The 23,666-nt window shown below is 61.4% G+C and carries 20 protein-coding genes; 9 read left to right on the top strand and 11 right to left on the bottom strand.

Going from position 1 to position 23,666, the window contains the following annotated elements; all coding sequences use genetic code 11:
- The first annotated feature begins 173 nt into the window (after positions 1 to 173).
- The 3 genes from AC5P9L_RS04940 (at position 174) to AC5P9L_RS04950 (ending at position 2,840) form a co-directional block, all read left to right on the top strand.
- Positions 174 to 674, top strand: coding sequence for a hypothetical protein (locus AC5P9L_RS04940; protein ID WP_495230567.1), 501 nt, complete (start codon positions 174 to 176; stop codon positions 672 to 674).
- Positions 675 to 851: 177 nt separating this feature from the next.
- A complete protein-coding gene (locus AC5P9L_RS04945) occupies positions 852 to 2,003 on the top strand; it encodes a DUF262 domain-containing protein (RefSeq protein WP_495230568.1) in 1,152 nt (383 codons plus the stop codon).
- A 12-nt stretch (positions 2,004 to 2,015) separates the two neighbouring features.
- Positions 2,016 to 2,840 carry a HEPN domain-containing protein gene (locus AC5P9L_RS04950; protein WP_495230569.1) on the top strand — a complete coding sequence of 275 codons (825 nt, stop codon included), beginning with the start codon at positions 2,016 to 2,018 and terminating at the stop codon, positions 2,838 to 2,840.
- A gap of 215 nt (positions 2,841 to 3,055) precedes the next feature.
- Here the strand turns inward: AC5P9L_RS04950 and AC5P9L_RS04955 are convergent, their stop codons facing one another.
- Positions 3,056 to 4,219 (bottom strand): tyrosine-type recombinase/integrase, encoded by a 1,164-nt coding sequence (locus tag AC5P9L_RS04955; RefSeq protein ID WP_184013561.1) that lies wholly within the window; start codon positions 4,217 to 4,219, stop codon positions 3,056 to 3,058.
- Positions 4,220 to 4,538: 319 nt separating this feature from the next.
- Here AC5P9L_RS04955 and AC5P9L_RS04960 point away from each other — a divergent pair, with 319 nt between their 5' ends.
- On the top strand, positions 4,539 to 5,897 hold the full coding sequence (locus AC5P9L_RS04960) for a DUF6161 domain-containing protein (RefSeq protein WP_197638199.1): 1,359 nt from the start codon (positions 4,539 to 4,541) through the stop codon (positions 5,895 to 5,897).
- Positions 5,898 to 6,265: 368 nt separating this feature from the next.
- On the opposite strand, the gene AC5P9L_RS04965 is transcribed toward AC5P9L_RS04960, so the two are convergent.
- The 3 genes from AC5P9L_RS04965 to AC5P9L_RS04975 form a co-directional block, all read right to left on the bottom strand.
- A complete protein-coding gene (locus AC5P9L_RS04965) occupies positions 6,266 to 7,345 on the bottom strand; it encodes a hypothetical protein (protein WP_146256526.1) in 1,080 nt (359 codons plus the stop codon).
- Between the two features lie 231 nt (positions 7,346 to 7,576).
- Positions 7,577 to 8,515: an IS3 family transposase gene (locus tag AC5P9L_RS04970; protein ID WP_239502343.1), complete on the bottom strand. Its 939-nt coding sequence runs from the start codon at positions 8,513 to 8,515 to the stop codon at positions 7,577 to 7,579.
- 175 nt (positions 8,516 to 8,690) lie between these two features.
- Positions 8,691 to 11,444, bottom strand: a complete 2,754-nt coding sequence (locus tag AC5P9L_RS04975; protein WP_164225443.1) for a UvrD-helicase domain-containing protein — start codon at positions 11,442 to 11,444, stop codon at positions 8,691 to 8,693.
- A gap of 299 nt (positions 11,445 to 11,743) precedes the next feature.
- Here AC5P9L_RS04975 and AC5P9L_RS04980 point away from each other — a divergent pair, with 299 nt between their 5' ends.
- A complete protein-coding gene (locus AC5P9L_RS04980; RefSeq protein ID WP_164225441.1) occupies positions 11,744 to 12,136 on the top strand; it encodes an ankyrin repeat domain-containing protein in 393 nt (130 codons plus the stop codon).
- A gap of 88 nt (positions 12,137 to 12,224) precedes the next feature.
- Here the strand turns inward: AC5P9L_RS04980 and AC5P9L_RS04985 are convergent, their stop codons facing one another.
- Together AC5P9L_RS04985 and acuI are read right to left on the bottom strand one after the other, a co-directional pair.
- Positions 12,225 to 12,545: a hypothetical protein gene (locus AC5P9L_RS04985; protein WP_164225440.1), complete on the bottom strand. Its 321-nt coding sequence runs from the start codon at positions 12,543 to 12,545 to the stop codon at positions 12,225 to 12,227.
- Positions 12,546 to 12,691: 146 nt separating this feature from the next.
- On the bottom strand, positions 12,692 to 13,681 hold the full coding sequence (acuI, locus tag AC5P9L_RS04990; protein ID WP_495230570.1) for an acrylyl-CoA reductase (NADPH): 990 nt from the start codon (positions 13,679 to 13,681) through the stop codon (positions 12,692 to 12,694).
- Between the two features lie 102 nt (positions 13,682 to 13,783).
- Between acuI and AC5P9L_RS04995 the strand changes: the two genes are divergently transcribed.
- From AC5P9L_RS04995 to AC5P9L_RS05005, 3 genes are all read left to right on the top strand, one after another.
- Positions 13,784 to 14,131, top strand: a complete 348-nt coding sequence (locus tag AC5P9L_RS04995; protein ID WP_049449066.1) for a winged helix-turn-helix transcriptional regulator — start codon at positions 13,784 to 13,786, stop codon at positions 14,129 to 14,131.
- Positions 14,132 to 14,329: 198 nt separating this feature from the next.
- Positions 14,330 to 15,193 carry a Smlt3025 familytype IV secretion system inhibitor gene (locus AC5P9L_RS05000; protein WP_164225438.1) on the top strand — a complete coding sequence of 288 codons (864 nt, stop codon included), beginning with the start codon at positions 14,330 to 14,332 and terminating at the stop codon, positions 15,191 to 15,193.
- Positions 15,194 to 15,224: 31 nt separating this feature from the next.
- On the top strand, positions 15,225 to 16,547 hold the full coding sequence (locus tag AC5P9L_RS05005; protein ID WP_164225437.1) for a Smlt3024 family type IV secretion system effector: 1,323 nt from the start codon (positions 15,225 to 15,227) through the stop codon (positions 16,545 to 16,547).
- A gap of 110 nt (positions 16,548 to 16,657) precedes the next feature.
- Here the strand turns inward: AC5P9L_RS05005 and AC5P9L_RS05010 are convergent, their stop codons facing one another.
- The 3 genes from AC5P9L_RS05010 to AC5P9L_RS05020 all read right to left on the bottom strand — a co-directional run bounded on the left by AC5P9L_RS05010 (position 16,658) and on the right by AC5P9L_RS05020 (position 19,876).
- Positions 16,658 to 16,855 (bottom strand): hypothetical protein, encoded by a 198-nt coding sequence (locus AC5P9L_RS05010; RefSeq protein WP_080355030.1) that lies wholly within the window; start codon positions 16,853 to 16,855, stop codon positions 16,658 to 16,660.
- A 162-nt stretch (positions 16,856 to 17,017) separates the two neighbouring features.
- Entirely contained in the window at positions 17,018 to 19,159 is a 2,142-nt protein-coding gene (locus tag AC5P9L_RS05015; protein ID WP_164225436.1) for a TonB-dependent siderophore receptor, read from the bottom strand.
- A gap of 72 nt (positions 19,160 to 19,231) precedes the next feature.
- Positions 19,232 to 19,876 carry a TetR/AcrR family transcriptional regulator gene (locus AC5P9L_RS05020; protein ID WP_005413851.1) on the bottom strand — a complete coding sequence of 215 codons (645 nt, stop codon included), beginning with the start codon at positions 19,874 to 19,876 and terminating at the stop codon, positions 19,232 to 19,234.
- Positions 19,877 to 19,958: 82 nt separating this feature from the next.
- Between AC5P9L_RS05020 and AC5P9L_RS05025 the strand changes: the two genes are divergently transcribed.
- Complete coding sequence (locus tag AC5P9L_RS05025; protein WP_279915583.1) at positions 19,959 to 21,482, top strand: FAD-dependent monooxygenase; 1,524 nt, start codon at positions 19,959 to 19,961, stop codon at positions 21,480 to 21,482.
- Positions 21,483 to 21,490: 8 nt separating this feature from the next.
- Here the strand turns inward: AC5P9L_RS05025 and AC5P9L_RS05030 are convergent, their stop codons facing one another.
- Together AC5P9L_RS05030 and AC5P9L_RS05035 are read right to left on the bottom strand one after the other, a co-directional pair.
- Positions 21,491 to 23,194: an ATP-binding protein gene (locus tag AC5P9L_RS05030; RefSeq protein ID WP_049396605.1), complete on the bottom strand. Its 1,704-nt coding sequence runs from the start codon at positions 23,192 to 23,194 to the stop codon at positions 21,491 to 21,493.
- 182 nt (positions 23,195 to 23,376) lie between these two features.
- Entirely contained in the window at positions 23,377 to 23,625 is a 249-nt protein-coding gene (locus AC5P9L_RS05035) for a hypothetical protein (protein ID WP_005410137.1), read from the bottom strand.
- Between the last annotated feature and the right edge of the window lie 41 nt (positions 23,626 to 23,666).

A 23,666-nucleotide genomic window follows, 5' to 3' on the forward strand; every position in this document is an offset into this window, starting at 1 on the left:
CCCATGGGTTCGCTGAGATGAAGGGCCAAACTGCCTGCAAATCGTTGACGGTTGGCAAGGTCAAGCCTGAGTGATTGGGGTGACCGCCGGGAGCATACGCCAAACCTTAACTGGTCAGCGTTGAGCGCCGTTTAATCTCAGCGCATGCGACGTCGGGCCGTATCCTTCCGGCCATGCAGTCTTCCCACGGCTTCCGCACCGCCCCGATCCCCGCTGGCTGGGTCCAGACGGGTGAACGCTGGGCGCTCTGGTACAGCGGCCGGGAGACGGCCGGCGTCGAACTCGATGGCGGCCCTGGGGTGCGCCTATGGCTGGAAGGCCACAAGTTTTGGGAAGTGAAGGAAGTTCGCGCGGCCAACGTCCGACAGGCGAAGCGCTACGCCGAGCGCTGGTGCGCAGCACGTCTGTATCCCGAGCTGCCTCTGCGTGAGGCCGTCGCCCGGCTGACCGATAGCACGCCGATCCAGTTGCCACCGCTGCTGCCCGGTCTACCGCCGACCCGCGAGCAGCAGCAACAGGCTCGACGCCTGGCCGAGGCCGGAGCGAAGGAGGTCGAGCGGATCAAGGCAGCACTCGAACCGCGCAAGCCGCCGGCAGAAACGAAGCCCCGAGCGAGGGACATCCGCAGCAAGGCATGGGTGAGGGCAGGGCTTCGCGATCTACGCGGTTGGTGACGGGGAAGACTCCCGAATACACCACGCCTGCCCCTTGCGGGAGTAGGCGCTTTCCCAATGGCCTCCTGAATTGAACTCAATCTAAGTTGTTGACTACAATGCACAGTCCGCCAGCCTTCTAAGCTGCTATTCATTCAGGCAAACTCTCAGTCTGTATCCCCTGCTGAGAGACAAGGAATGGCGAGCGACATCGTTGACGAAGATTGGAACGAAGATCTGGCGGGTGAGGTTACCGCTGAGGGTGTTGGCTCTTTGGTAGTTTATTCCCGCGATTGGACTGTGGAGACTATTCTTCGCCAAGTCGAGCAGGGAAACATTGATCTAAATCCTAAATTTCAACGCCGGAATGCTTGGAACGACGTTAAGCGAAGTAAGCTTGTCGAATCTTTGATCATCGGTGTTCCTGTTCCGGAAATTGTTCTGGCGGAAGATGTAAATAAAAAGAAATCATTCATCGTCATTGATGGCAAGCAGCGTCTCCTTGCGCTCGCTGGTTTTGCGGAGCCTGCGAAGTATCGAAGCTGGGATCGCCCTTTGCTGCGTGGCCTTCAGGCGCGGCCTGATCTGAATGATGATGACGTCGCTTCGCTGCAGGCGAAGCCGGATGACTATCGCCAGCTGATGAATGCTGATATTCGTTGTACTGTGATTTCTAACTATCAGTCTTCCGACGTTCTGTATGACATCTTCTATCGCTTGAATACGGGGTCAGTTCCTCTAAGTTCGCAGGAGCTTCGCCAGGTCTTGAAGAAGGGGCCGTTCTCTGATTTTCTTATTTCGGTCACTGACAATGTGCTGCCTCTACATGATGTTATGCGGCTTGGTGGGCCCGATAATCGGCTAAGGGATGCTGAAATTGTGCTGAGGTACATTGCGATATCGATGAATGGAATGCAATATCGCGGTAGCCTGACGCCATTCCTCGATGACTCGATGGAGATGATTAATTCGCACTGGGCTCAGCTTAAAGGTCCAGTCGAGGCGCTCTTCCATGAGTTGAATGACGCTACGCTGAAGCTGATAGATAAGTTTGGCAAGAAGGTCGGGCGAAAGGTGGTTGAGGGGAAATACGAGAGTAGGTTCAATAGGGCGTTGTTTGAGGTTCAAACATATTACTTTGGGAAGATTCCGGATCATTTGCTGGCGGGCGTGCCGGCCCCGGATGTAGTAAATGCGTTTGCCGATTTCTGTTCGAATTCGGCGGAGTTTCTGGACTCCATCGAAACGACTACCAAGAATCTTCGCCGCTATCGAGCTAGATTTGACCTTTTCCGGGGCTTCGTGAACCAGCTGTTCGGGACGAATATCACTGATGTTCCCGTGCCTTGAGGGGGCCTCAGAATGACGACCGTCAGCCAGTTCCGGACCGATCTTGGCCTCGAAATTGATTCGCTTCGTGATCGTTTCATCTCGCCGTGGATGCAGGTGGTGGTGCCGGGCCATACGCCGGACCAATTTCAGCACGACGTGAAGGCGTTTTGTGTGCTCGCCCATGCGGCATTTGAAGAGTACGCGGAGCAGCTATCGTTGCTGGCCATGCACTCCGCGCGGGATGCTTGGCTTAATAAGAGATTCAGCTTTAGTACGATAGCCCTGCTATGCAGCTACGGTGTTTCCATCAAATCTGAAGATAACGATGGCAAAGAGCAGAGCAGGTTCTACGACCAGGTGCGAGATGGTTTCGTAGACGTTCTTAAATCGCATAGTAATGTGGTCTCTAATAATCACGGTTTCTCGCGGCCGTACCTTAGATCTCTCTTTACCCCAGTTGGCGTTGACATCCCTGAGGACGATTTGCTGCTGCAGTCGCTTCGTGAGCTGGCGGAGGCGAGGGGATCTTTTGCCCATTCCAGAGCAGCTGCGGCAAACTACGGGCGGCAGCGGTCGGCCATGCGACCGATGACCCCCGAGAAAGCAAACACTGCGGTGCAGGCGTGTTTGTCTATTTGCGATGAGCTCGGCAAGCGAGTCGAGCAGGTCTTGGGTCTGCCAGAGAAGTTGGCGCCGACGCTTCATGTACTGCCCACGCCAAGCGAGGTGCCGTGTGGGGCGGCTTCCGACGCACTCACATGTCAGTCGACGGAGGCCGAGCGAGCCCCCCCTTCTTCGCCTGGCTCAGACATTGCGGGAGACGTTCGCGCTCACTCGGAACGCTCTGAGGGCTAATGTTTGGGTGTCGTCGCAGTTGGCGGGTCACAGTAAGTATTTGAATTTGCGTGGTTTGGGTAGGATTGCAAAGCCGTTTGCGGCGGTTCGATCCTGTTGATGCCGCCAGTGGAATAGCCCTGACTCCGGTCAGGGCTATTCTGTTTGGAAACATTGCGTCGGAGCGGCACGCGATCCCGATCTGCGAGGCGTGGGTGAGGATAGGGCCCCAGCAGCTACGCCACGCGGTCTGAGCTGAGGCCAAGATACGTGGCCCACTCCTCCATGAGGAGGCGTCGCTTGTCCAGAAGCTGCCCACGGCGGTAGGCCGCCTCTGCCTTGTTTTTGATGGCGTGTGCCATCGCCATCTCCACAACCTCGTTTGCATAGTCAGTCGTCTCGGCCGCCCAGTCTCGGAAGCTTGATCGGAAGCCATGGACGGTGAACGGCAGACCCAAGCCTTTCGGTGCGGGCTTCTGCACCAGGTAGAGCATCGCGTTCTCGGACAACGCGAAGGGTGGCTCCTTGCGGGACAGTGGTTCCAGGATCGCCAACGCAGCGTTGGTCAGTGGCACGATGTGTTCCCGGCCGCCCTTCATCCTGCTGGCCGGAATGGTCCACAGTCGGTGTTCTAGGTCAAATTCTGGCCAATCCGCGCCAGTTACCTCGGCCGTCCTGGCTGCGGTCAGGATGACGAACTGCAGCGCCCGTCGGCTGCGCGCCTCTCGCGCGCCAAGAGTGGCCATGAAGGCAGGCACATCCGCGTAAGGCATCGCGTCATGGTGCTTGGGCTTGGTCACCTTGGTGGGCTTGGGAAGCAGGTTCTCCAGGTGGCCGCGCCAACGCGCCGGGTTGTCTCCGTCGCGGTGCCCGTGGACCTTCGCCCAGTCAAGCACGCGCTCGATACGTCCGCGCACGCGCGTGGCTGTCACCGTCTTTTCGGTCCAGATGGGGCGCAGGCATGCCATGACCAGGGGAGTATCTACGTTCCCGACTGGCGTATCTCGCGCCGGTCCGTAGGTCCGTAAAGACTGCTCCCACTGCTCGGCCTGGGCCTCGTTCTTCCAGCCGGCGCGGTGGGAGGCGATATAGGCATCTGCCGCATCACCAAAGGTGGTGCCGGCTGACCGGCTCATTCGGCGGGCCTCAATCGGGTCATCTCCCGCGAGCAGCTGGCGGCGGTGCTGGAGGGCTGATGCACGAGCCTCCTGCAGGCTTACCAGCTGCGTGGGCCCCAGCCCCATCTCCCGGCGCCTGCCGGCGCGCTGGTAGCGCAGCACCCAGGACTTTGAACCGGTTGGTCCGACCAGCAAGTACAGGCCGCCGCCATCTGCGTGATAGCCTGCCTTCGTCGTGGTCTGCACGGCGCGCGCGCTAAGTCGATTGGTCGGTCTTGCCATCAATGGTGCCCCACAGTTCGCCCCATGTTTGGGATCCGGATTCCGCGAGACTCGATGGTATGGGTGTGGAGTCTCAGGCGTTGATACGCCTAGGTTTCTGGACTCCCTGAGAGATTGTGAGAGTGTCAAATCGGCCACTCTCTCCGCCAGTAGAAAACAAGCACTTTGCGTAGTTCAGCGGGCACGCAAAGCGCTTGCAAAAGAGAACGAGAAGCCCTTCAAGTCGGGGCTTTCTTGTTAGTGACGATTTTGCGGCCCATAAGCACGCCGTAACTGACAGCGGGTACCTTCGTTTCTCGTAACCCATTGAAATTTGATCATGTATCCCCGTGTAAACTCGGATTACATGGGAGAAACGCAGACTCAACTGGGGGAAGGAATGCATCAGGCGCTAACAACAATCAAGCAGCACTTGGAGAAGGTCATTGCCCAAGTGCAATCTGTCGTTCCGAACGATGAACCGTTTGGGAATGCGCATAACAACTGGAGCTTTCCCGGTCTCACACGAGCCGAGCTAATTGAAGAGACCCAATCCATTGTTGACCTGATCGAGGATCAAGGCGGCGACGAAGTTGGTGACCACGAAGCACGGCTACAGGACTACGCTCGCCGACTTCAACACCTCCAGCAACATACTGTGGCCCAGCTTTGGGGAAACGCTGGGCAAGCCGTGCCAGCGTATCTTTTCACCCTTCAAGGGCTTCGCAAGGCACTGACGCCTGTACTGACCAATGACGGTCATGCCGACGCTGTGGTCAAGTTGAAGAAGTTGGCCAGCCAGCTTCGCAGCATGGAGGCACGACTCAATGGGCTGGAGCCTCGTACCGCTTCGCTCAATACAATGGTCGAACGTATCGAGCAGGCGTACAACGCGGCGGATCAACTGCCTACAGACCTAGAGTCATTGTCTGAGGCAAGGCAGAAAATCGCTGACCTCGCCAAGGATGCGACGAGGGATCAAGGTGATGTATCCCGTATCCGCGAAGCGGCCAATGAGCTTGATAAACAACTGAAAAAGAGCGCTGACGACGCGAAGGCAGTGCTTGAGCGTTGCGAAACTGCTTACTCCGCTGCAACCAGCGTTGGACTCGCTGCGGCGTTCAGTGAGCGGTCAAACGCGCTATCAAAATCCATGTGGTTCTGGGTTGCCGGACTAGTCGGGGCCTTGGCTGCTGGCAGCTATTTCGGCTCAGGTCAACTGCATACCCTTTCAGAACTCTTCAAGGTTCCGAGTGCATCCACTTCTGTGATCGTTCTCAACCTGCTGCTATCTGTGTTGTCGGTAGCCGCTCCCGTGTGGTTTGCGTGGCTCGCAACTAAGCAGATCGGGCAGCGTTTTCGGCTTGCCGAAGACTACGCATTCAAAGCATCAATCTCGCGCGCCTATGAAGGGTTCCGCCGTGAGGCGGCGCGATTCGACAAGGACATGGAGGCCAAGCTGCTTACGTCCGCACTGACACGGCTTGACGAACTGCCACTCCGTTTGGTGGAGACAGATAGTCACGGAAGCCCTTGGCATGAATTGGCCTCATCGGATGTGGTAAAGCAGGCTATGAAAGCCGTGCCCGGCTTCGCGGAGCAGGTGAAGGACTTGGCAAGCAAGGCAATTGTTGCTGTCACTCCTGCAAAAGCTCAATCGAAGTCCAAGCCAAAGGTAGATCCTGAGCAGGACGAGTAAGCAGCCCAGGATTGCGCTGGGCTTGTACTTTTCGGGTGCTGCCGACCTAACCACAGAAGCGCCAAGTCCTTAGCGAGCAAGCACGAATAACTCTGTGTCTGGAGTTCGGCGCGTAGGCGCTGGTGCTGCGGAAAGTCTGCGCCTCCATGAACTGGAAAATCTTGGAGCGCAGATATCGGATGGGCGCAGAATTGGTATGCCCGAGCTTCACGAACTCCGGGCCTTTGCTCTTCGTACGCCAGATTTCGAGAGTGTTCGGTAAATGGCGTAAAGGTCGGTCACGGGAAATTTGAAAGCCGCCGATTCGCAAGCATCCGCGGGTTCGAATCCCGCCCCTTCCGCCATAAGTCTCGCCGCCTGTGTGACTTTCATTCTGGTGCCCCTTCGTCGTCGGTGAGGCGCAACAACACTTCGATACAAAGTGTGCCAGCAGCAAGTGCCATGTTAGCTCTCTCCATAAGATAGTAGTCGAACGCCATCATTGGGGTGGTTGTGGTGCCTCGCTTGGCGATTATTTCGGCAGCTTGCACAACGCGAAGCAACTCTGAAATATCCAGTAGGTGCGGAATGGCCCCCGTGGCGCCCATGAAATCGCGTATGAACTCGATGCCGTAGGCTGGGTGATCCGCGACTAGTTCCAAATCGGGGATGAGGACGATAGCGTGAGCAGGTTTCTCTCTCTCGATCGTCAGCGTATCGCCTTTCGGGCTTGTCGCCGGGACGCCGGATTTAAGTGCCCGTATGGCGCCACGCAATTGAGCGAATGCCTTGCCGATATGGGCGGAAATATCGCGCTTTAGCTTTGCCCTGTCCGGTAGACGTTCGCGTGCTAAAACGGAAAGCGTCTTGGATTCGATCAAGACTGCGCCAAATTCATGGCTAAACAGTATGTCTGTCAATTCGCGCGTTCCGCTCCCCTTGGGAATTTGTGGGCTATAATGGATGCCCAAAGGGTGAAGATTGTCGGTAAGCCAGATTCCAAGTTGCTCTTGCTGATTTCCTTCGTTTTCGTCGAACAGATCAATTAGGCTGGATGCAGCGTCCGCAGTGATGAAGTGATTATCGAGGGCATTCCAACCGGATTCTCCGCCAATCTCTAACAGCAGCCACTCGCCGTTGCTTAGGTCAGATTGATGAAGTCGGTCTATCAACGGTTCTATCGTAGACTTCATCATCGCATGGTCAACCTGGCCCAGTTCGGCGCTATCTGCCCACATTGAAAGACGATCCAACGCGCCGGGTGTAGGAAGACTTTTCCAAGCAACGTTCACAGCAAGTTCGTTGAACAGAAATGCCACCAATGGCTCGCCGCGTGCCAAGCCACGAATCCCATTCAATTCCTCGGTACGCTCCATAACCGACCAAAGAATGCCTCCACTGTCACCGTCGTCGCATACCCTCAATGCATAAAGAAGACGGTCGCCGTGCATGGCGAAGGCAAGCTGCATAGGTACACCAAGTACTATGTACTTTAGAAGGAGAGTGCTGCCCTTGATGAGAAAGGTGGGCTCGAATTTCTCGTCTCCCTTGGCGTACTCGAAACGAACTAGCTGTGGGCATGCTAGGAATTCGGAGCGATTGTGTGATGAGAGTAGGTGCATAAGTTATTCTGCTGATAGGAAATAATCTATACAGAAGCGACTGGACCGATGTCCCCTCGTCCCGAGTAGTGGGCGGGTTTAGAGTCCGGTGCTGATCTTATCCTTCTTGCCAGCCAACTGGGCGGCGTACTGGGCGGGCGTCAGTCCACCAAGTGCTCGTTTAGGCCTTTCGTCGTTGTAGTCACGCTGCCAGCTTTCGATACTGGTCCTGGCATGGAGCAACGTCGGGAACCAATGCTCGTTCAGACATTCATCGCGCAGCCGTCCGTTGAAGAACTCAACGTAAGCGTTTTGGTTCGGCTTGCCCGGCTCGATCAGGCGCAGGGAAATTCCCTTCTCGTGAGCCCATGCCACCATCGCTTTACCGCAAAACTTCCTGCCGTTGTCGGTCCTGATCACTCGCGGCAAGCCGCGCTGAACGGCCAATCTATCCAGCACTCTGGCAATGCCCTGCCCAGAAATGGCCCGTTCCACCTCGATGGCCACGGCCTTGGGGGGGGCATCGTCAACGATAGTCAGGCACTTGATTGCTCGGCCTTCCGGAGTGCGGTCGAACACAAAATCCATCGACCACACCTGATTGGCGGCGGACGGGCGCGGCAAGGGCTGACGCTGACCGACAGGCACCTTCTTGCGCTTCCTGCGACGCACCTGCCGACCCGCTTCCTGATACGGGCGCTCCACGCGCTTGTAGTTCACAATAAGCCCCTTCTGTCGCAATTTCAGATGGATCATGCCCACGCCGTAACGTCGAGGCCGGTGTGCCAGTGCAGCGATCTGCTCGCGCAGTTCAACGTTGTGGACCGGCCTGGGTTCGTAACACAGCGCGCTGGCGCTCATGCGTGCAACCACCAACGCGCGCCTCTCGCTCAGCCCTTTCTCGACCATGCTCCGCACGAGTAACCTGCGCGCCAGTGCGGTCATCACTTCTTCGTAACGCATCCTTGATGACGTGTTTTTCGAACACTGCTTACACCATATGCGGCGCAAGGCTCGCTTGTGCGAGGTTGCTCGCATTCTGTGAAATTGGTTTGCATTTAACTTTCCCGCGCTGGCCGTAATCTTCGCTGGGTCGTGCCTATATTCTTGGCTCTAGTTTCATAGCGATACTGGGAGACAGTCGGTTGAGTGCGGTCACTTTTCTCCCCATGCGCGAATACCCAGGAAGAGGTGTTCGGGAGAGGTCACGTGCTCACCCACGTCGCCCCCCCTTAGGCTTGTTGTGGCACAGCGGATAACTGGAGCACGATCTGAAAGCCCCGTGCGGCCCATTGCGGTCCACAAACACGCCCACCTTGCATACCGGGCAACGTTCTTCGTTGATGGCCACGCCAGACAGGCTCGTCACTACCACCGTGTCGTCCTTCACCAGCTCATCCAGGAACGGCGAGTGCTTGCCCTGCAGCGTGAACATCGCAACCGACCGTCGCGCACGCGTTAGCGCCACATAGAACAACCGCCGCTCTTCGCTCAGTGGATAGGTATCGCCCTCCGGCATCGCCAGGGAAAGCACAGGATCATCCGATCGCAGGCTAGGGAAGCCGCGATTCACCATTCCGGGCAGAATCACGTAGTCCGCCTCGCGCCCCTTCGAGCGATGAGCCGTAAGAAACTCCACCTCCATCGTGCTGCCGAACGCCGTCTCCCAGTCGGAAGGCACCGTGCTGCGATCCGCGCGGTAGCGGCCCAGGATGAACACCGTCACGCGTCCATTGCGTCCCTGCGGCACCGCTCCGGACATCAGTTGCTGATGCAGCCTGGCGAGGTACTGGCGAACACCATCCTGCATTTCCTCGCGCCGCGTCATCTGGAACGCCTGCAACACCGGACCCAGCGCCGGTGCAGCCGAATGAACCGCCTTGGTAATCTGCGCCGGATTCCTGCTGATGAAGCGGCTGGACGCATCACAGAGCGTCTGCGGGCAGCGGAATGTCTGCTCCAGTTTCAGCACCTGGCCCTGTCCCATCCACTCGCGGAATCCGGTCATCACTGAAACGTCGGCGCCGGCGAAGCGATTGATCGACTGCCAGTCATCGCCTACCGCAAACAGGTAGCGCCCTGGTTTGCTGACCAATGCTCGGCAGAGCCGGGCACGGGCGCGCGAGGCATCCTGGAATTCGTCGGCCATCACCAGTTCGTAGGGCGATTCATAGCGGCCCTGTTCCAGCAGTCCGGCCGCCATGTTGAGCATGTCTTCGAAATCGATGCCGTGCTCGTCAGCCAGTGCGTTGTCCCAAGCCTGGAAAACAGGGCTGGCAATCTCCAGGAAGCGCCGATGCCGTTCCTTGAACTGATCTTCGGGCATCTGCCGCAGGCGCTCGGCCATGTCATCCAGCGTCAGGCAATTGCTCTTTGCGTGGGCAATGAATGTGCGCATCAGCCCGATCAGGTCCGCGTCCGGCATGGGCTTTGCGCCCTGCTCGGGTAGCTCGCGGTCGGGGTTGGGGTCGAGTTCGACACCGGACCCGTCAAGCCTCTCCGCAAGATCCTGCAGGGCATGTCCACTGCGAAGACCGAACGAGGTGGTCTCGACAAGGGCGGTGCCGCGTGCCGCGTGCTGCTGGCGCTTCCTGTGCATACCTTCGGCGTAATGGGCGAAGTGCGCCGGCGGTTGGCCATCGGCATCCAGCGCAAAGTGTTCGTGATACAGCCCGGCATCCGGGTAATAGAATTTGGGGCGATACTGGCGATGGGTGTCGGTGGCCGTATCGAATTCGTAGCGCCGCTCGTAGTCGTACGTCACGCCGTTGTAGAAGAGCCAGTCGGCGATGACGCACTCTTCCAGGCTCTTCACCCGCTCACCCTGCAGGGCGCGGATGTAGGGCGTGCCATCGCGGTCGTAGCCGTCGGCCTCCATTTCCGCACCGAATGGCGGCAGGTCGCGCCCGAACACCAGGCGGAACATGTCCCATTGGGTGCGGAAGTGGGTCGAGCGGTCCTTCAGGTCGTCCACCAGTTCGGCCAGCTTGTTGAAGCCCAGCGTGGCGTCAATGGCCCATTCGGGGATGTCGGGCTTGCGGCCGGTGGCCTTGGCGATGATGGCCAGGCCCAGGGCGTGGAAGGTCCGGGCCTCAACCACGGTGTTGCCCATGCCGAGTCGATCGAAGGTTCGCTGCGCACGCTCCTCCAGTTCCTTGGCAGCATCCTTGTTGAAGGCGAGCATCACGATGCGTTCGGGCTCGACAAAGCCGCGGTCAATGGCATAAGCGGCCTTGGCGACCATCGTGGAGGTCTTGCCGGAGCCGGCCGCGGCCACGACCTGCACCCGATTGTCGAAGCAGATGACGGCGCGGGCCTGTTCCTCGGTCAGCGGCTTGCTCTCGACCCGGCCCAGGAAGTCCCTGGCCAACACCAGCTCGCGCAGGGTCATGGCCTCATTGGCTTCGGCCCAGGCAGCGGGCCAATCCAGGTTCCAGTCGCGCAGGGCGTCCAGCGCTGCGCGATGGCTGTCCGCATGCAGATCTTCATGCACGTCTTCATCGCGGAACAGCTGCTCCAGCTCAGGCGGCTGCAGGGGCAGGTCTGAGCGCTTCGCCAGCAGCGCCTGCTGCTGCTCATGGGTGATCCAGCGGCGGCCGGCACTGCCACGATCAATGAGGGCATCCGCGTCGCTCAACCACGACTGGATCTGCTCCAGAATCGTGTCGAACAGGGCCTTGCGCCCACGCGCAGTGCGCGCAAAGAGCAGGTGCTGCAGGGCCGCAGCAAGCCGGGATGCTTGTCCGTTGGGGAGCCCGTCGACGCACAGCCCGGCGGCATCGCCGGTCTGCAGCTCGACCCGTGACCAGAAGACCCCTGGATGGATCTGCACCTGCTGGTCATCATCCACGCGCAGCCGGTACTGCTGGCCGGAGACACTGAGTTCAACGCACTCGCCATCAAGTCGCAGCGACCAATGGGGCGAACGGGTCACGCGTCGGCCCCAGCCCGAGGGGCACCATTCCATAGACATCCAGATACTGCCTTGCAAGCGTCAATAGGGCTTATTGAGCCCCTAAGCCCACATGATAAGGGGCTTGGAAGCCGCCTGTGGTCATCAGCTCGCGGATTGACCTCGGTAAGGGCTTCGCATACGCAGGAAGTGGTCTGTGGAGTCGCGGGGTGTCGCGCTTATCGCGTGCGTCCCGGATGTGCGCTCCGTACGTGCCACTATGCACCTGTGCAGTGGTGTGCCACCATCCGGCGGCTCACTGCATGTTGAGTGGAAGCGGTGCTTGGAGAGAGGCTTGGGAGGGAATGCCCCCGATGAATGCAGTGGATCCGGAATTGAAGAAGTTGCTGGCAAGGTTCGATGAGTGCCACACCTTCGAAGGCTGCCAGTTGACCAGTCCGGAAAGCCATGGGATCGACGACGATACGCCACTGCATATAGCGGCGTTCAATAACGAAGTGGATCTACTCAAAGAGTTGATGCCGTTCGTCACCAATATCGACGTACTCGGGGATATTGGATTGACCCCGATGGCGAACGCGGTGATTAGTGAAAGCCTCGAGGCCGTTGTCTACCTTCTCTCCTGTGGTGCGGACCCCATGATCCTGGATGAAGTGGGCGATTCGGTGCTGGAGATCATGAAGAGGAGACCCGTCTTCAATCAGTTGGTTGAGCAGATCGAGAGCGAGCTCCCGGGGGCGGTTTGAGGCGGGCGAGGTGTGGGCGTTGGAGCGCGCTCGTGGCTCCGCAACCTGGGGCAGGCCGAGAAGATCACGGTGCTAGGATCGCGTGCCATCACTCGTAGGCGCGATCCTGCTTCGTCGGCGGGACTTCCACCACATCACCGCGCCGGATCAGCTCATCCAGATTCACCGCCGAAGCGGCCAGGGCATCCTGCGCATCGAAATCCCACTTGTCCTTGTACTCGCGTGCCAGCAGGTCGCAGACCGCCTTGGCGCGCGAATAGGCATCATCCTTGCCCTCGTTCTGCTTCAGCGCATCGCGATGGATCTGGCACAGCGTGAGCTGGTGCGCATCCTCGGCGCGCTCGCGCTCCCAGGTGATGTCGGGCAGGCCCGAAAGCGCAGCGGCAAGTGCGAGTGCGGTCATTGGCATGTCAGGTGTCCAGGCGGCGATGGGAACCCGAGCGTATGCGAGCGGCGTTGGCTTGAGGCCACCGCCGCCCGCGTCGTTTCACCGCATGTTCACCATTCGCCACAGCATGGGAGCTGCTTCAGCGGCAGTTGATCCTGATGATCCGCTCACGCATTCACATCCACGACAATGCGTCCACGCACCTTGCCGGGAATGATCTGGTCATAGACCTTCAGCACATCGGCAAGCCCGATCAGCTGCACGGTGCTTTCCAGCTTCTGCGGGTCCAGGTCGGCGGCAAGCCGGTCCCATGCACGCTGGCGGACGGCCTGCGGCGCATTCACCGAATCCACGCCGGCAAGCGTCACGTTGCGGAGAATGAAGGGCAGCACCGAGCCATGCAGCTCATCACTCTGAGCCAGCCCGCAGGCGGCCACGGCGCCGCGGTATTTCGTCTCGGCAATGGCGTTGACGAGGGTGGGACCGCCCGCCACATCGACCACGCCGGCCCAGCGTTCGGCACTCACCGGCCGCTCACGCGGTTCTGAAAGCTGCGCGCGGTCGATGATCTCGGCGGCGCCCAGGCTGTGCAGATACCCGGCGTGTTCAGGTCGCCCGGTGGCGGCCACCACGCGATAGCCAAGCTTGGACAGGATCGCCACCGCAATCGAGCCGACGCCGCCGTTGGCGCCGGTGACCAGTACATCGCCCTTCCCGGGCGTTAGGCCGGCATCTTCCAATGCCAGCACGCACAGCATTGCGGTATAGCCGGCGGTGCCGATGGCCATGGCATCGCGGGTGCTCAGGTTGCCGGGAATCCTGTTGAGCCATTCACCGCGAACACGGGCGCGCTGAGCGAGGCCGCCGTGGTGGCCCATGCTGAGATCCCAGCCATTGAGCACAACGCGGTCGCCGGGCTTGAAGTCGACGCTGCTGGAGTCCAGCACCACGCCAGCCAGGTCGATGCCAGGGATCAACGGGAACTTCCGGATCACCGGGCGCGTGCCGGTGAGGGCCAGCGCGTCCTTGTAGTTCAGCGTGGAGTACTCGACCTGCACCAGCACGTCGCCATCCGTCAGGTTGGCCTCGTCGAAATCGACCAGCTCCGTGGAAACGCCGTCGTTGGTCTTGCGGGTCAGCAGTGCTTTGAAGCTCATGGTGCGGTCTCACGTTCAGTGGATGAGCCCATGCTAGGCTCGCACCGTTATCGCAACAAGAACGATGAATTTCCGTAGGTACTATGGTTTTCCGGAGTATGCATGCGTAGCAGGCGTTGGGACGGCAAGAGCGGTTGTGCGGTGGAAGTCACGCTGTCGGTGATGGGCGGCGTGTGGAAGCCGATCATTCTGTTTCACCTGATGACAGGCAAGCGACGCTTCATGGAGCTGACGCGGCGTGTGCCCAACGCCACCCAGTCCATGCTGACCAGCCAGCTGCGGGAACTGGAGGCTGACGGGGTGGTGATCCGCCATGTCTATCCCGAGGTGCCACCGAAGGTGGAATACGAGCTTTCCGAATTCGGGCGCACGCTGGTGCCGGTGCTGCTTGCCATGCGCGAGTGGGGTGAAACCTATCGCGGCCATAAAGGCACGGACAGCGACGGCTGAGGCGTGAAGCGGCGAACCGAGCGTCGTCGCCATGGCTCTTGAACCCCTGCAGCATTCCGGAGGCCGCGGCAATAGCCGCAGTACTGCAGGCAGCGGATGTGGAGCGCTGCCTCGCTCCGTGAAGGGCGGTGATGCGGTTCCTGTTCCGTTGACGCCCGGTTCCCTATAGTGGCCCCGGAACCCTGCAATGGAATGCCCATGCACGTGATGTCCCCCAGCCGTTGCCTGACGCTTGCACTTGCCGTCGCAGTGAGTGCCAGCGCGTGTGCACGGCCGCCGTCCACCGAACACGAAAGGAATCCCGCCATGTCCGGCGCAACCCAGACCGGCCGCACGATCAACGGCCACACCTATACCGATGCGCCCGTGGACGTGAGGCTCGGGCCGAACACTTTCCGCATTCCGGCCAACTACCTGGACAGCCAGATCGCACCGTGGCCGGGCGAGGGCGTGACGCTGGTCATCGAGTGGCCGGACATGACGCCGACGCCGCCGGGTGCCCGCGCCAATCCGCGCACGAATGATTTCCGGAAGGAGATTCCCATTCGGATCAACTACGTTGATCGCGTTCCCGTCGAAACACTGCTCTCAAGGCTGTCGTCAAATGAAGCCATCACGGAGGAGGGTTCTGTGGAAAGGGAGGATCCCAGGGACCGTCTCGATCAACGCGTTGCAAAGCCGCAGACCTTGGGCCTGACGCCCTATGCAATCGATGAAGCGAAGATGGTGGTGTACGCGAAGAAGTATGAGGCGCGGTACGGGAAGCCGCCTGTCCGCAATCCCGCCTACGAGAGAGACTGGTACATCGCACGCCAGGGCGATGGTCGGATCAGCTCGTTCATCAAATGTGACGGCGAGGAATTCCGACGCGACGGCGTGCGGCTGGAGGGGCGCGAGGTGATCAGTGAGCCAGGGGAAGTGGCAGCGGGCTGCGTTCATTATTTCGTGGACATCGACAACAAGCTGTCCGTCAGTCTGGACTACAAGAGAGCGTTTCTGAAGGACTGGAAGCGCATGGAAGAGGCCGTCAAGGACGTCATCGCGCGCACCCGGTCCAAGTGATCGGTGATTCAAGGAAGAGGAGAGGAAGGGTATGAGTGGATTGACCGAGCACGATCTCAGCATCCTTGGCAGCTATGCCAGAGACGGCAACCGCGAGCTTTACTGGAACTACTTGTCGCAACTGCCGGGAGCCGATGGGTATGGGACACTGGCACTGGGTGTTGTACGCAATGACAGCCTGCCGGGACGCGTCGCGAACACCTATGCACAGGACTACGCGAAGAGCCAGCAGGAAGAGGGATCCCGGTTTCCAAATGCACAGTTGACCGAACGGCAATGGGAGTCCTTTGGGCAGACGCTGCTAGAAAGAGATCTTGAGTTGCGGCAGCAGTGGATGAACGAGCGCCGCCCAGACCTGGCACTGAATCTTCCCGGCAAGGATGTAATGCTGGCTCACGACCGTGCATTTGAACGGCATGAACTCGATCCCAGCTGCTGGACGCCGCGCGTGTTGCTGCAGGCGGCTGAGCAGAAGAGCGGCCCCGAGAAGCTGGAACAGATCTGGACCAACATGCTCAACAATGACTACGCCGGAGGCCCGCGCGTAGGCAACACCAGCGTCGATGCCATCAGCCAGATGGGATGGACGAAAGGCGGCCAGTACCTCACCCGGTTGAGCGTGCTGGAAGCCACCCAGGCCCTGGAAGGGCGCTCGACGGTCGATCCGAACGTCATCGGTGGCAACAGCTACTACGCGATGTACTTCGAGGCGGACAGGAAATGGGCCAGCATCAGTGCGGGCGGCGGTCACATGTCGCTGCGCGAGATCACCGATCCCTCACGTATCGCCGAACTCAACGACGCGCGCGAGGTTCGTCTGGAGCGCCTGGAGAAGCGAACCCAGTTCCACCCGGACGACCCATATCGGACCATTACCCGCAGCCCGCTTACCGCAGCGGTGGACGACGTGCCGGATCCCTCACAGGCGCCGACCCGTCTGGCCGACATTGGTCCTGGCCACCGTGAGTACACATTGCTGCAGCAGGTGCGCGAAGGCGTGGCCGCGATCGATGCCAGCGCGGGACGTACCCACGATGAGAACAGCGAGCGTCTTGTGGCGAGCGTGATGGCCTTGGCCCGCCGCAACCAGCTTGAACGCGCCGATCACGCGCTGCTGAGCGCCCAGACGGCCGACGCTGCCGCAGGGCGGAACGTGTTCGTGGTGCAGGGCGAGATGACCGACCCCGCCCACCTGCGCGTTTCAATGCCCACGGATATAGCAGTACAGACGCCGGTTGCGCAGTCGTTGCAGCAGATGAATGCGATCGACCTGGATCGCCAGCAGACTGCCGGGCAACGCCAGCAGGAAATTGATGTGCAGGCGCGCGAGAACCATGCGATGCGGATGGGATGAAATCACACCGCCAGTCGCGTATGGAACCTTTTCAGTAGTAAGGCGCAGCGCCTGCCAGCCAATGCCAGCCCCCGAAATGGGGGCCGGCACGCATCACGGCAGTGCGTGACTTACGGGATGGTGCAGCCGCTGTTCCGCAGGCAACGTGCAAACGCCGGGTAGCAGACGTTCTCACCATTGCCCGCCGCCAGACAAGCATCGTAGGCGGTGTAGCACGGGGTACAGCGGGACTGCGCGGAGGCACTGCCGATTCCCAGGGTCAGTGCAGCAGCCGCAATAGCAACAGACAGCTTGAATCCAATCTTCATGCTTCACTCCGTTGATAGCCCTCCTTGGGCAACGGCAACGCTACAGGCGGAGGTGATCGTGCACAAGTGACTGGAAGTGCCGATGGTTTCGGACACGCGTGAACCAGTGCCAGGCAACGATCTGCTTGCCGACAGTGGATTCAGCGCTACAAATGCTTCCGGTCAGAAGCTGTAGGCCGCCTGCACATACACCCGTCGTGGCTCGCCGGGGAAATGCCCGTTGCGTTCGATGAAGCCACTGGCCGCATACACCTTGTCGAACAGGTTCTTCACGTTGGCCTGGAACTGCCACTGCTTCCACGTCGTCTTCCAGCTCATGTCGAACACCGTGTAGGCCTTCACCGTCTGCCCATCCAGGCTGACACGCTCGCCAACATGGTCTGCCCCGAAGCCGATGGCGGAGTTGATTGCCGGCAGGTCGTAGCGGGTCCACAGGCCCAGCTTGTTGCGGGGCGCATTCGCGAAGCGGTCGCCGGAGGCGTTGGTGATGCCGTTCGGGCCGGCGTCCTTCACCCGCGCATCGTTGTAGGCGTAGGTCAGGTTCAGCACCCAGCGCTCGGTAAGGTCGGCCAACAGGTCCAGCTCCATCCCGGTACTGCGCACCAGGCCCAGCGCGGCCAGCTGGTTCACGCCACCGATCACTTCGCCGGTGGCCTGCACGATGTTGCTGCGGTCAATCCGGTAGGCCGCCATGTTCAACGTCACGCGCTCGGCCAGCAGGGACTTCATGCCCACTTCCCACTGCTTGCTGCGCTCGGCATCGAACGGTCCGCCAGCGGCCGGATTCTGGTTCGCCGCACTCTGCGGCACGAAACCACTGGCGACGTTGGCGTAGACGTTCAGGCCCTCGCGCACGGTGAACGTGCTGCCCAGCCGCCAGCTGAGATCGCTGCCATCGACACTGCTGCCGGCGATGCGATCCTCATCCTTGAAACCATCCCAGCGCAGCCCGGCCAGCACATGCCAGCGCGGGCCCAGTGCCAGCTCATCCTGCAGGTAACCGCCATAGCGTTTGCTGCGGGTGGACGTGCTGCGCCAGGGCAGGGCGCCCAGGTTGTAGTCATGCCAGGTGCTGGCGCCGTACACCGGATTGAACAGGTCGATGCCGCGCACCGGTCCCGCACCGCGCGCAAGGTCAGCGCTGTTGGCGGTCTGTGCAGTGAAATCCGCATCCAGCTGGTACACGTCCGCACCGAACAGCACCTTGTGCGCCACCGCGCCGGTGGTCACCCGCCAGACTGCATTGCCGTTGGCAGTGAAGGCCTCGTTGTCACGGATCTGGTTGCGCAGCTGGCGGGTCATCCATTCGGCCACGCCATCGCGGTCGCGATCGATCAGGCCCATCGGCTCGTGGTACATCTGGTGTTCGGTGTTGCTGAACCAGCGAGCGGCGAAGTCCACGTCCAGGGTATCGAGCGGCGCGAAGCGATACTGTGCCAGTGCCACCTTGGCGCGCATGTCGAGAAAGTCGCTGGCCTCGTTGTGGTTCCAGCGGCGGTTGGTCAGGAACGTACCTGCATCGTTGACCGGCACGCCACGCAGGCGGTTGCCGCCAAGGTTCTGGGTGATGTCGGTGAACTGCAGCACCAGCTCGCCGGTCTGGCCAACGTCGAAGGCCAGCGAGGCATCGCCGATAACGCTCTCGCTGTTGGTGTTCCAGCGCACGCCCTTTTCATTGTCGGCATAGAGCCCGGCGCGATAGCGCACGCTGCCGGCGGCATTCAACGGCCCGGTACCCTCGATCGATCCGGCACGGAAGTCCTTGTCGCCCAGCTGGACCTCGATGCGGCGCTCGGCAGCGGCTTGGGGCTTGCGGGTCACGTAGTTGATGACACCGCCCGCATCACCCCCGCCATACAGCGCGCCTGCCGGCCCCTTCAGCACTTCCACGCGCTCGATGTTGAACAGCTGCGGCACCGAAAATCCTGCGTACGGGTCGCCGCGCAGGCCGTCATACAGCACGTTCTCCTGGCGGAAGCCGCGCAGGGTCACTCCGGCATAGCTGAAATAGCTGATGCCGCTGATGCTGCGATAGAGGTCGGTCACCTGGCGCGCGGCCTGGTCGTCGATCAGTTCACGCGGGATGACCTGGATCGACTGTGGGACCAGCTCCAGGGGCGTATCGGTGCGGGTGCCGACCGCGGCATCGTCTACCCGATACAGTGTCTGTGCGCGTCCGCGGACTTCGACCTTGTCCAGATCCTTGGGTGCGGCAGCGGAGGACTCAGCTGCATGCGCAAGGGTCGCCACGTGCAGGGTCAGTGCCAGGCACAGGGTGCGTTGCAGGGGCATGGGCAGGGACATTGGGGAGGGTTACGTGTTTGCAAATGAGAAAGATTAGCATTTGCGATACTTCGATGCCTATCCCCGGATGCGCTATGGACGCGCGCCGGGGTCCGTATACGGGGTGCCCGCCAAGGCCACCAGTACCCCGGTGGCACCGCGCACGATCAGCTGCCGCATGGCCTCACGCGGGTCCTCGCCCTGCAGCTGGCTTGCCAGTCCTTTCTCATAGGCCGCCACCATCGACGCCAGCAGCATGGCCGCGCCCAGTCGCGCTTCGGCGTCATGTTCGGGCCGGCCGACAGCGTGGGCCATCAATCGCGCCAGATCGTCAGTCAACTGCGCCTGCAGCCGTCGCGCGTGCGCGACCAGTACCGGGCTCTCCGCCACGGTGCCCCAGAAGGCGACAGCGCCGGCATTGATGCGCAGCAGCGGATGGCCAGCCTCCAGCAGCTCACGAACGAGCGACTGGAAGGCCGCGAGCGGGGTCAGGCCGCTGCGCGCCATCATGCCCTCGCGCAGCAGCGTGCGCGCCTCCTCATCCCGGTCGAACACCAGGTCTTCCTTGCTGGCGAAGTAGTTGAAGACCGTCTTGCGTGAGACGCCCGCGGCTTCGGCGATCTCGGACATGGAGACGGCCTCGAAGCCGCGCCGGATGATCAGCTCGGTGGCGACGTCCGAAATCGTTTGTCGAGTCACGGCCTTGCGTTGTTCGCGGCGGCCAGGAGGCGGGGTCATGGGCGGTTCACTTGTGAAAACGTACACCGAGTGTAACATTTGATCCGCCAGAGCGCCGACCCGGCGCTCACAAGGAATCTCGATGCTGTACGACGTTGTCATTGCCGGTGCTGGCCCGGTTGGCTTGTTCCTGTCCTGCGAACTGGCCCAGGCCGGGTGTTCGGTGCTGGTTCTGGAACAGGCCGGGTCCGCCGGTTCGCCGTTGAAGCGCCTGCCATTCGGGCTGCGCGGCCTCAACGCCCCCACGCTGGAGGCACTGGATCGGCGCGGCCTGTTGGACGCGGTCGCCGCGACGCAGGTGCTCAAGCCCGACAAGGGTGCGCCGCCGCCCGGCACCGCCCATTGGCTGGCGCAGCCGCGTGCGCTGGGTGGGCACTTCGCGGGTATTCCATTTGCACTGGACGATGTGGACCAGGCGCGCTGGAGCTGGCGCCTGCCGACACCGGTGGGCACCCAGATGGCGGTGGAGTTGCAGGCCCTGGAAGCGGTGTTTGCCGAACGTGCGGCTGCGCTGGGCGTGCGCATCGAACGCGGGCGTGCGGTACAGGCGGTGGATGCGCACGAGGCGCAGGTTGCCGTGCACACCGGCTCCGGCAGGGTCCACGGCCGCTGGCTGGTCGGTTGTGATGGGGCCCGCAGCACGGTACGCAAACAATCGGGCTTCCTCTTCGCTGGAACCGGGCCAGAGTTCACCGGTTACACGCTGCTGGTCGAACTGGCAGATGGGTGTGTACTCACACCAGGCCGACAGTTCACCGATCACGGGATGTGCAATTTCAACCCGCCAGGCATGCTGGCGCTGGCCGATTTCGATGGTGGCGCCGGCCATCGCACGCCACTGGACCGGCACACCGCGCAAGCGTTGCTGCGGCGGGTGTCTGGCTGCGAGGCAACGATCACTGCATTGCACCTGGCCACGACATGGACCGATGCTGCGCGCCAGGCGACGGCCTATCGCAGCGGACGTGTGATGTTGGCAGGTGATGCCGCGCACATGCATTCGCCGTTGGGCGGCCAGGGACTGAACCTCGGCATCGGCGATGCGATGAACCTCGGTTGGAAGCTGGCCGCCGTGGCGCGGGGCAAGGCCGATGAGGCGCTGCTGGACAGCTATCAGGCTGAGCGCCATCCGGTGGGCGCCAAGGTGCTGGACTGGTCGCGCGCGCAGGTTGCGCTGATGCGACCCGGGGCCGGTTCGCGCGCACTGGCAGCGATCATGGCCGACCTGGCCGGCACCCGCGATGGGGCCACGTATCTGGCCGAGCGGATCTGGGGTGTTTCGCAGCAGCTGGATCTTGACGGGGACCACCCGCTGGTCGGCAGGAGCGCGCCGGACTTCCGGTTGGTCGATGGCCGCCGCCTGGGCGAACTGCTGAGAGCGGGGCAGGGGGCGCTGCTTGTTTTCGACCCGGCGTCTTCGCCGCCGCAGCATGGCCAACGCTGGCAGCCTTCCATCGCCTGCGCCGCAGATACCGGGGATGTGGCGTCGGGCCTGGGGGCGGTGCTGGTGCGCCCGGATGGCATCGTTGCCTGGGCCTGTGGCACACGGGGGGATATGTCCGGCCTCGATTCAGCGCTTGCTTCCTGGACCGGTCCGACCCGGTGATCTGCCCGCTAATGCGCAGTCACCATCGTCTGCGAGCGACAGCTGGCCTCGGTCATCACCAAGGCCAGCTGCTTCAGTGAGTAGGGCTTGCGCAGCAGCGTGAAACCGTGGCCTGGATCGCGGGCCAGCAGTTCGCTGTAGCCACTGGTGAGGATGATCGGAAGATCGGGCAGGCGGCTGCGGATGGTGCGGGCCAGATCCAGCCCATTGGTCCCGGGCATGACCACGTCGCTGAACACCACGTGGAAACGCGCAGCGTCGCGCTCGAGCTCCGCCAGTGCTTCGTCGGCATTGCGCGCGAGTACGACGTTGTACTCAAGCTCGCGCAGCGCACCGACTGCAAATTCGGCCACATCCACATTGTCTTCCACCACCAGCACGCACAATCCGTGACCATGCAGCAATCCCGGTTGCGCGGTCGGCAGCTCGATGGAGGCGTTTGCCTGCGCCAGGGGCAGATACAGCGTGAAGCGCGTACCGACACCGGCCTGGCTCTGTACGTCCACTTCGCCCTCGGACTGCTTGACGAAGCCGAAAACCTGGCTGAGGCCAAGCCCGGTGCCCGCGCCCACTCCCTTGGTGGTGAAGAATGGCTCGAAGATCCGGTCCACCACGGACGGATCGATACCGGCACCGGTGTCGCTGACGCTGATCGCAGCGAAGTTGCCTTTCATCGGCGCCGCGAACCGTACGGAAGGCACCGATGTCAGCTGTTCCACATCGATCGTCACCTTGCCGTGGCCGTCAATGGCGTCGCGCGCGTTCACCGCGATGTTGATCAGTGCGGTGTCGAGCTGGGTCCGGTCCAGCAGCACCGGCAACGGGGCGTCGGGCAGGTTCACCGACACGGAGATGCGTGCACCCAGCACTGTGGTGATGATGTCTGAAAGCGCGCGTACGCTCTCGCAAAGGTCGAATACCTGCGGCGACAGGCTCTGCCTGCGCGAGAACGCCAGAAGCTGGGCGGTCAGGCGAGTGGCGCGGTCAGCGGCGGTTTCGATCGCCTGTACATAGCGCAGGCGCGCATCTTCGGCCGGCCAGGTATGCAGCAGCATGTCCACGGAACCGGTGATGACCTGCAGCAGATTGTTGAAGTCGTGGGCAACGCCGCCGGTCAGCTGGCCGATGGCCTCCAGCTTCTGCGACTGCCGCAGCTGTTCGCGGGCGCGTACCAGTTCAAGATGGGCCTCGCGTGCCTGCTCGGTGATGGCCGCCACCTGGCGGGTGTGCCGGTCGCGTTCGATCACCCGCTCGGTCTGCTCGCTGACCATGCAGATGATGCCGGCCACGCCTCCGCAACCGGCACGCAGCGGCGAGTAGGAGAACGTCCAGAATGTCTCGCGCAACGTGCCATCACGGTCCATCATCAACGGCATGTTCTTGAAACTGCGGCTTGTACCGCCGAAGGCGTCGTTGACAGCATCGACGACGTCGGCCCAGACGTCCGCCCAGACGTCTTCCAATCGGCTGCCCATGGCGCCGTGCAGCTTGCCGCCCAGCATCGGCAGGTAGGCATCGTTGAAGAAGAACGCCTTGTTGTCGTGGCCCCATGCGATCCACAGAGGCTCCGGAGAATCCAGGATCATCGCCAGCAGAGCGCGAAGTTCGGGAGGAGCGTTGATCGCGTCGGTGGAACGGGCCCAGTCGCTGTCCTGCAGCAGTCGGTAGGCGAGTTGATCGGGTGCCGAGACAGGAAGGGGGAAGGGATGCATGGCCGTGCGCGAAGAAAGGTGCCGCAGCTTAGCCGAGGTGATGTCATTGCGCCCTGCACAGCTCCTTTGCCCTGGCTGTCATCGGCCCTGCGCGGCGCACGAGGTGACTCACGGGGCGCCCTCTGACTGCACCATCATCCCTGCGCCAACAGCCTGCGTCGTGGCACCGTCGTATTGCAGCCTCAGACACCCAGAAGCGAATTCACCTGCCAATCGGCAACCCGCGCATGGCTCACCGCCTGATGACTGCCGCATCCGTCGCAGCGGAACAAGGCGCCGCCCGGCAGCTGGACCAGATTGTCTTCGCTGGCCGAGCGGGTTTCAGAGCAATGCCGGCAGATGACAGTGAGCGCCGTAATGCGCTCCACCCCGCCAGACAGGTCGAACACAGCTTCAAAGGCATGGATGACAGGGTGACCAGTGGCCGGCATCGGGAAAGTCGTCGTGATGGGGAGGCCTTATCCTGCCCCCC

It is taken from the genome of Stenotrophomonas sp. YJH_SMC_64 (assembly GCF_059371375.1).

Coding starts and splice junctions, on each gene's coding strand:
- AC5P9L_RS04940 (WP_495230567.1), top strand. CDS start 174: ATGCAGTCTTCCCACGGCTTCCGCACCGCCCCGATCCCCGCTGGCTGG.
- AC5P9L_RS04945 (WP_495230568.1), top strand. CDS start 852: ATGGCGAGCGACATCGTTGACGAAGATTGGAACGAAGATCTGGCGGGT.
- AC5P9L_RS04950 (WP_495230569.1), top strand. CDS start 2,016: ATGACGACCGTCAGCCAGTTCCGGACCGATCTTGGCCTCGAAATTGAT.
- AC5P9L_RS04955 (WP_184013561.1), bottom strand. CDS start 4,219: ATGGCAAGACCGACCAATCGACTTAGCGCGCGCGCCGTGCAGACCACG.
- AC5P9L_RS04960 (WP_197638199.1), top strand. CDS start 4,539: ATGTATCCCCGTGTAAACTCGGATTACATGGGAGAAACGCAGACTCAA.
- AC5P9L_RS04965 (WP_146256526.1), bottom strand. CDS start 7,345: ATGCAGCTTGCCTTCGCCATGCACGGCGACCGTCTTCTTTATGCATTG.
- AC5P9L_RS04970 (WP_239502343.1), bottom strand. CDS start 8,515: ATGCGAGCAACCTCGCACAAGCGAGCCTTGCGCCGCATATGGTGTAAG.
- AC5P9L_RS04975 (WP_164225443.1), bottom strand. CDS start 11,444: ATGGAATGGTGCCCCTCGGGCTGGGGCCGACGCGTGACCCGTTCGCCC.
- AC5P9L_RS04980 (WP_164225441.1), top strand. CDS start 11,744: ATGAATGCAGTGGATCCGGAATTGAAGAAGTTGCTGGCAAGGTTCGAT.
- AC5P9L_RS04985 (WP_164225440.1), bottom strand. CDS start 12,545: ATGCCAATGACCGCACTCGCACTTGCCGCTGCGCTTTCGGGCCTGCCC.
- acuI (WP_495230570.1), bottom strand. CDS start 13,681: ATGAGCTTCAAAGCACTGCTGACCCGCAAGACCAACGACGGCGTTTCC.
- AC5P9L_RS04995 (WP_049449066.1), top strand. CDS start 13,784: ATGCGTAGCAGGCGTTGGGACGGCAAGAGCGGTTGTGCGGTGGAAGTC.
- AC5P9L_RS05000 (WP_164225438.1), top strand. CDS start 14,330: ATGCACGTGATGTCCCCCAGCCGTTGCCTGACGCTTGCACTTGCCGTC.
- AC5P9L_RS05005 (WP_164225437.1), top strand. CDS start 15,225: ATGAGTGGATTGACCGAGCACGATCTCAGCATCCTTGGCAGCTATGCC.
- AC5P9L_RS05010 (WP_080355030.1), bottom strand. CDS start 16,855: ATGAAGATTGGATTCAAGCTGTCTGTTGCTATTGCGGCTGCTGCACTG.
- AC5P9L_RS05015 (WP_164225436.1), bottom strand. CDS start 19,159: ATGTCCCTGCCCATGCCCCTGCAACGCACCCTGTGCCTGGCACTGACC.
- AC5P9L_RS05020 (WP_005413851.1), bottom strand. CDS start 19,876: ATGACCCCGCCTCCTGGCCGCCGCGAACAACGCAAGGCCGTGACTCGA.
- AC5P9L_RS05025 (WP_279915583.1), top strand. CDS start 19,959: ATGCTGTACGACGTTGTCATTGCCGGTGCTGGCCCGGTTGGCTTGTTC.
- AC5P9L_RS05030 (WP_049396605.1), bottom strand. CDS start 23,194: ATGCATCCCTTCCCCCTTCCTGTCTCGGCACCCGATCAACTCGCCTAC.
- AC5P9L_RS05035 (WP_005410137.1), bottom strand. CDS start 23,625: ATGCCGGCCACTGGTCACCCTGTCATCCATGCCTTTGAAGCTGTGTTC.